Below are 4804 nucleotides of genomic sequence, written 5' to 3'. Positions count from 1 at the left end.
CACTGGTGCAGCCCCCAAAGCCAAACAGGCTAGGGCCAAGATACACAGGCACCACCACAACCATCAGGAATACTCAAAACCGGACATCACCCGAATCAATCTGGCCAACCAGCTCAGGAGTCAACCGGGTATAACCATCCGAACCGGGTAACCAGGCGTAAACTTCTTCACCAGGCTTGTCGATGGAATAACCGGCTTTCTGGATATCCACCTTGCGGTACTTGAACGTGCCCGTTTTCTCGATGGCACCGGTTACCCGCACGAACACCGGAATCGCATAGGGAGGTAGGTTTTCATTCAGGTACCGGAACAGCCGGTTTACATCAAATTCCTGGCCATTGGCGTGGGGAACCAGTGTGACCATGCCGGCCTTGCCGTTGGTGCCCGGAATCTCCACCCCATAGACAATGGCTTCCTCCACCATATTGGAGCCGTCGATGATGTTCTCCACCTCCGTGGTGGATACGTTCTCCCCCTTCCAGCGGAAGGTGTCGCCCATGCGGTCCACGAACTGCAGGTGGCCGCAGCCGATTTCCTTTAGCACGTCACCGGTGTTGAACCACTGGTCGCCTTTCTTGAAGGCATTCCGCAGGATGGATTTTTCCGTCGCGTCTTTCTGGGTATAGCCCTCGAAGGACCATTTCTTGGTGATCTCGCCGATCAGCAGCCCCGGTTCGCCCTTTTCGACTTCCTGCATGAACCCGTTCTCGTCCCGAACCGGGTCGCGGGTGCCATCGTGGAACTTGACCAGTTTGTAGGGGGCGGTGGAGAAGCCAACGGTGTTGTCCAGATTAAAGAAATTACTGAAGCCGATGTTGCCCTCGCTGGACGCGTAGAGTTCCGCCACGGTGTCGATGCCGAAGCGATCCTTGAATTCTTTCCAGATGGACGGGCGCAGGCCGTTGCCGATCATCTTGTTAAGGTTGTGATTGCGGTCCTGCTCGCTGGGGGGCTGGTTGAGCAGGTAGCGGCAGAGTTCGCCCACATAGCCGAAGGTGGTTGCCTGGAAATACCGGACGTCGTCCCAGAACGCGCTGGCGGAGAATTTGCGACGCAGCGCAATGGCGGAACCACCGGCCATCACGGATCCCCAGCACACCAGCAGGGCTGTGCCGTGGTATAGGGGGAGAGTGCAGTAAAGGACGTCGTCCGGTTTCATGTCCAGGGACATCATGCCGAACCCGCCGTAGGCTTTCATGAACTTGCGGTGGCTGCCCGGTGCTGCCTTGGGCAAGCCGGTGGTGCCGGAGGTGAACAGATAGATGGCGGTGTCACCCATGGTGGGTGGGTCGGCCGGCTTGGGGGCCGTACTCCGATGGGCACCAACTTTTGCCGCCATGTTCACGTAGCCTTCCGGCGCATCGCCGAAGATGTTCATGGTGTTGGTATCGGCCAGGAACAGGAAGGGGTTGGGGTGGCTGGTCCTGATATCGGCTTTAACGCCGTCAAAGGCCTCCACCAGTTCTTCGCCCACAACAACCATTTTGGGACTGACCAGATTGATGCTGTGTTCCAGCACGCGTCCCTTTTGGGAGGTGTTGAGCATGGCGCAGGCCACGCCCACCTTGGCGGCGCCGGCGACCACGGCGAGCAACTCCGGGCGATTTTCCAGGAACACGGCGATGGTATCGCCGCGAGTGAGGCTCTCTGTTTTCAGGAATCCGGCAATGCGGTTGGCCCAGCCGTTGAATTCCTGCCAGGAAATGCTGCGGTCTTCAAACAGGATGGCCGGGCGGTGGCCGTATTTTTCGGCGTTGCGGTCCACCAGGGTGCCAAGGGTCAGGTCCTTGTTCTCGTTTTTGACCGAGTAGTAGTAATAGCCCTTGGCAATGGCGGGAAATCGCCGGAGTATGCCAGGCAGTCTGCGGGCAATGTCACGTGGGGATACGTTGTCCTGGGTCATAGGGTCATCCGTCAGGGTCAGTGTGAAATGTTGTTGTTTGCTTTGCCCCCGGACAACGAATGGCTCCGGGGTTAATCCAGAAACAGGTCCGGTAGCAGAGGCTTGTCGCCAGCCTGATACCGGTAGTGTTCAAAGTCCGTTACACCGTCCGCCCTGAGCACGTCCTCATCGATCACCGACTGCCCGGTCATGCTGGCTGCCGGGCGGCTGAGGATGCTCAGTGCGGCATCCGCCATGATGTCCGGCTTGCGGCCCTGGGCCATCATTTGCGGGCCGCCCACTTCAAACTCGATGGCGGCGGTGGCAATCAGGGTTTTCGGCCAGAGGGTATTTACGGCAATGCCATAGCGCCGGAACTCCTCGGCCATGCCCATGCTCAGCATGGTCATGGCGTATTTGGTGGTGGTGTAGGGTCCATACTGGGCGAACCACCGGGTATCCAGGTTCAGGGGCGGCGACAGGCTCAGGATATGGGCCTGGTCTGACTCCTTCAGCCAGGGCAAGGCCGCCTGGCTGCAGAGAAATACAGCGCGGGCGTTAACCTGGTGCATCAGGTCGTACCGGCTGACCTTCAGGTTCTCAACGCCGGTCAGTTTGATGGCGCCCGCGTTGTTTACCAGTGCATCAATGCCGCCAAAATGGTTCGCAGCTTCATCTATCCGCTGGCGCACCAGTTTTTCGTCGCGTACGTCCAGCACCAGTGGCAGGGCCTGGCCGCCTGCTTGTCGAATTTCCTTCGCCACGCTGTGTATGGTGCCCGGCAGCTTTGGATGCGGTTCGTCGGACTTTGCGCCGATCACCACATTGGCACCTTGTCGGGCACAGGCAAGGGCAATGGCTCGTCCGATGCCCCGGCTGCCTCCGGTTATAAAAACGGTTCTGTTCTTCATTGTGCTCATTGTCCGGCCTCCTCTGAGGTGGCGTCTGTGGCAGTGATATCTACCAGTAATTGGCTGCGCTTTACTTGGTCGCCTTTGGCGGCCAGTATCTCACCGATTGTGCCATTGCGGTCTGCCTTCACCGGATGCTCCATCTTCATAGCCTCCAGGATCACCAGAGTGTCGCCCTGTTTCACCGCCTGACCGGCCTGGACCAGAACATCAATAATGGCGCCGTCCATGGTGGCCTTGATACGGCCACTGCCGCTGGCGGCGGCACCGCTGGCCGGCTGGTGGGTCACGTCACGCACTGCCAGTGCCTGCCCGAACGCCTGCAAATATAGGTGATCGCCCTGGCGGTGATATTGGCATCGCTGACGAACGCCCTTGTCGATAATGCACAACAGGCCATCGTTCATGCTTTCAAGGTCGAGTTCGTACTGCTCTTCGCCCTGAGTCACGGTGATGTGATTGCCGGCGCGACGAACCAGCAGTTCCAGGGTTTTGTCGCCAGTATCCAGTTTCATCGGGCTGACGGTCGACGGCGCGTTACTCCAGGCATTATTGAGATCGGCCCGAACGTCAGGACGGCCTGAATTGCCATGGCTGAACACGCAGGCCGCCAATGCGAGCTCGCGGATGCTGATGTCTTTTGGTGCCAGGGATGGATCGTCTTTGAACGCTTGTTGCAGGAAGGCGGTGGTGGCTTCGCCTTCGCCGAAGGTGTCGTCTGCGATGATCCGGCTGAGGAAGTAACGGTTGGTGGTCACGCCGAACACCGTGGTGTCTTCGAGCGCCCTTAGCAGCCGGCGGCGGGCCTCGTTGCGGTTGGCCCCCCAGGCGATCACCTTGGCCAGCATCGGATCATAATGAGGCGTAATCGAGTCCCCGGAGCGCACTCCGGTATCAAACCGCAACCCTTCGCCTTCAGCAGGCTGGAACTGGTGCAGCGGCCCGGTTTGCGGGGTAAAGCCGTTGGCGGGGTCTTCCGCGTAAAGGCGTACTTCTATGGCATGGCCGTTCAGCTGGATCTGGTCCTGTGTTAGCGGTAGCGCCAGGCCCTCGGCCACGGAAAGCTGCCAGGCCACGAGATCCTGTCCGGTGATCAGTTCGGTCACCGGGTGCTCTACTTGCAGGCGGGTGTTCATTTCCAGAAAGTAGAAGTTGCGGTCTTTATCCACGAGGAATTCGACGGTGCCCGCACCTTCGTAACCACAGGCCAGCGCTGCTTTGACAGCGGCTTCACCCATGGCCTCCCGCAATTCCGGGGTGACAAATGGCGAGGGCGCTTCTTCGACGACTTTCTGGTGCCGCCGCTGAACCGAACAATCCCGCTCACCCAGGTAAACGGCATTGCCGTGTTGGTCTGCAAATACCTGAATTTCGATATGGCGGGGTTCAATAACCGCCTTCTCCAAAATCAGCTCGTCGTCCCCAAAGGCCTGCTTGGCTTCTGAGCGGGCACGCTGGAGGTTATCGGCCAGTTCATCAGCCTCTTCGACCAACCGCATGCCTCTGCCGCCACCGCCGGCGGAGGCCTTGATCATCAATGGGTAGCCGATATTTTCGGCGGCGTTGATGAGTTCTTCGTCGCTGGCATTGTCTCCTTCGAACCCGGGCACCACCGGCACACCGGCTTCTTGCATGGCAATCTTCGACCGCCGCTTACTGCCCATCAGCTCAATAGCCGCCTCCGGCGGACCCAAAAATACCAGGCCAGCGTCTTTACAGGCCCTGGCAAACCCGGAATTCTCCGACAAGAACCCATACCCGGGATGCACACAATCAGCGCCGGTCTGAACCGCCGCCTGAATAATTGCCTCTGCGTTCAAATAGGAAGCTGACACCTGAGCTGGTCCGATACACACCGCCTCGTCCGCCATCTCCACGTGCAGGGCTTTGGCGTCTGCCTCGGAATACACTGCCACCGTCCGGTATCCCAGCGACTTCGCGGTTTTAATGACTCTGACTGCAATTTCACCCCGGTTGCCGATTAAGAGTTTTTTTAGCATTTTGCTGGTCT

The 4804-nt window shown here is 58.9% G+C and carries 3 protein-coding genes; all 3 read right to left on the bottom strand.

The features are described 5' to 3' along the window. Positions 1-73 precede the first annotated feature (73 nt). A complete protein-coding gene (locus MDG893_RS20200) occupies positions 74-1903 on the bottom strand; it encodes a long-chain-acyl-CoA synthetase (RefSeq protein ID WP_007155708.1) in 1830 nt (609 codons plus the stop codon). 71 nt (positions 1904-1974) lie between these two features. Continuing rightward, a complete protein-coding gene (locus MDG893_RS20195; RefSeq protein ID WP_007155707.1) occupies positions 1975-2802 on the bottom strand; it encodes an SDR family oxidoreductase in 828 nt (275 codons plus the stop codon). Further along, positions 2799-4793 (bottom strand): acetyl/propionyl/methylcrotonyl-CoA carboxylase subunit alpha, encoded by a 1995-nt coding sequence (locus tag MDG893_RS20190; protein ID WP_040474837.1) that lies wholly within the window; start codon positions 4791-4793, stop codon positions 2799-2801. Before MDG893_RS20190 ends, MDG893_RS20195 begins: the two co-directional genes overlap by 4 nt. Positions 4794-4804: the final 11 nt, after the last annotated feature.

The sequence above is a fragment of the Marinobacter algicola DG893 genome (genome assembly GCF_000170835.1).
GTDB classification, from domain to species: Bacteria; Pseudomonadota; Gammaproteobacteria; order Pseudomonadales; family Oleiphilaceae; genus Marinobacter; species Marinobacter algicola.
The sequence above is the reverse complement of the archived record's forward strand: the minus strand, read 5'-3'. Positions and strand labels throughout refer to the sequence as shown.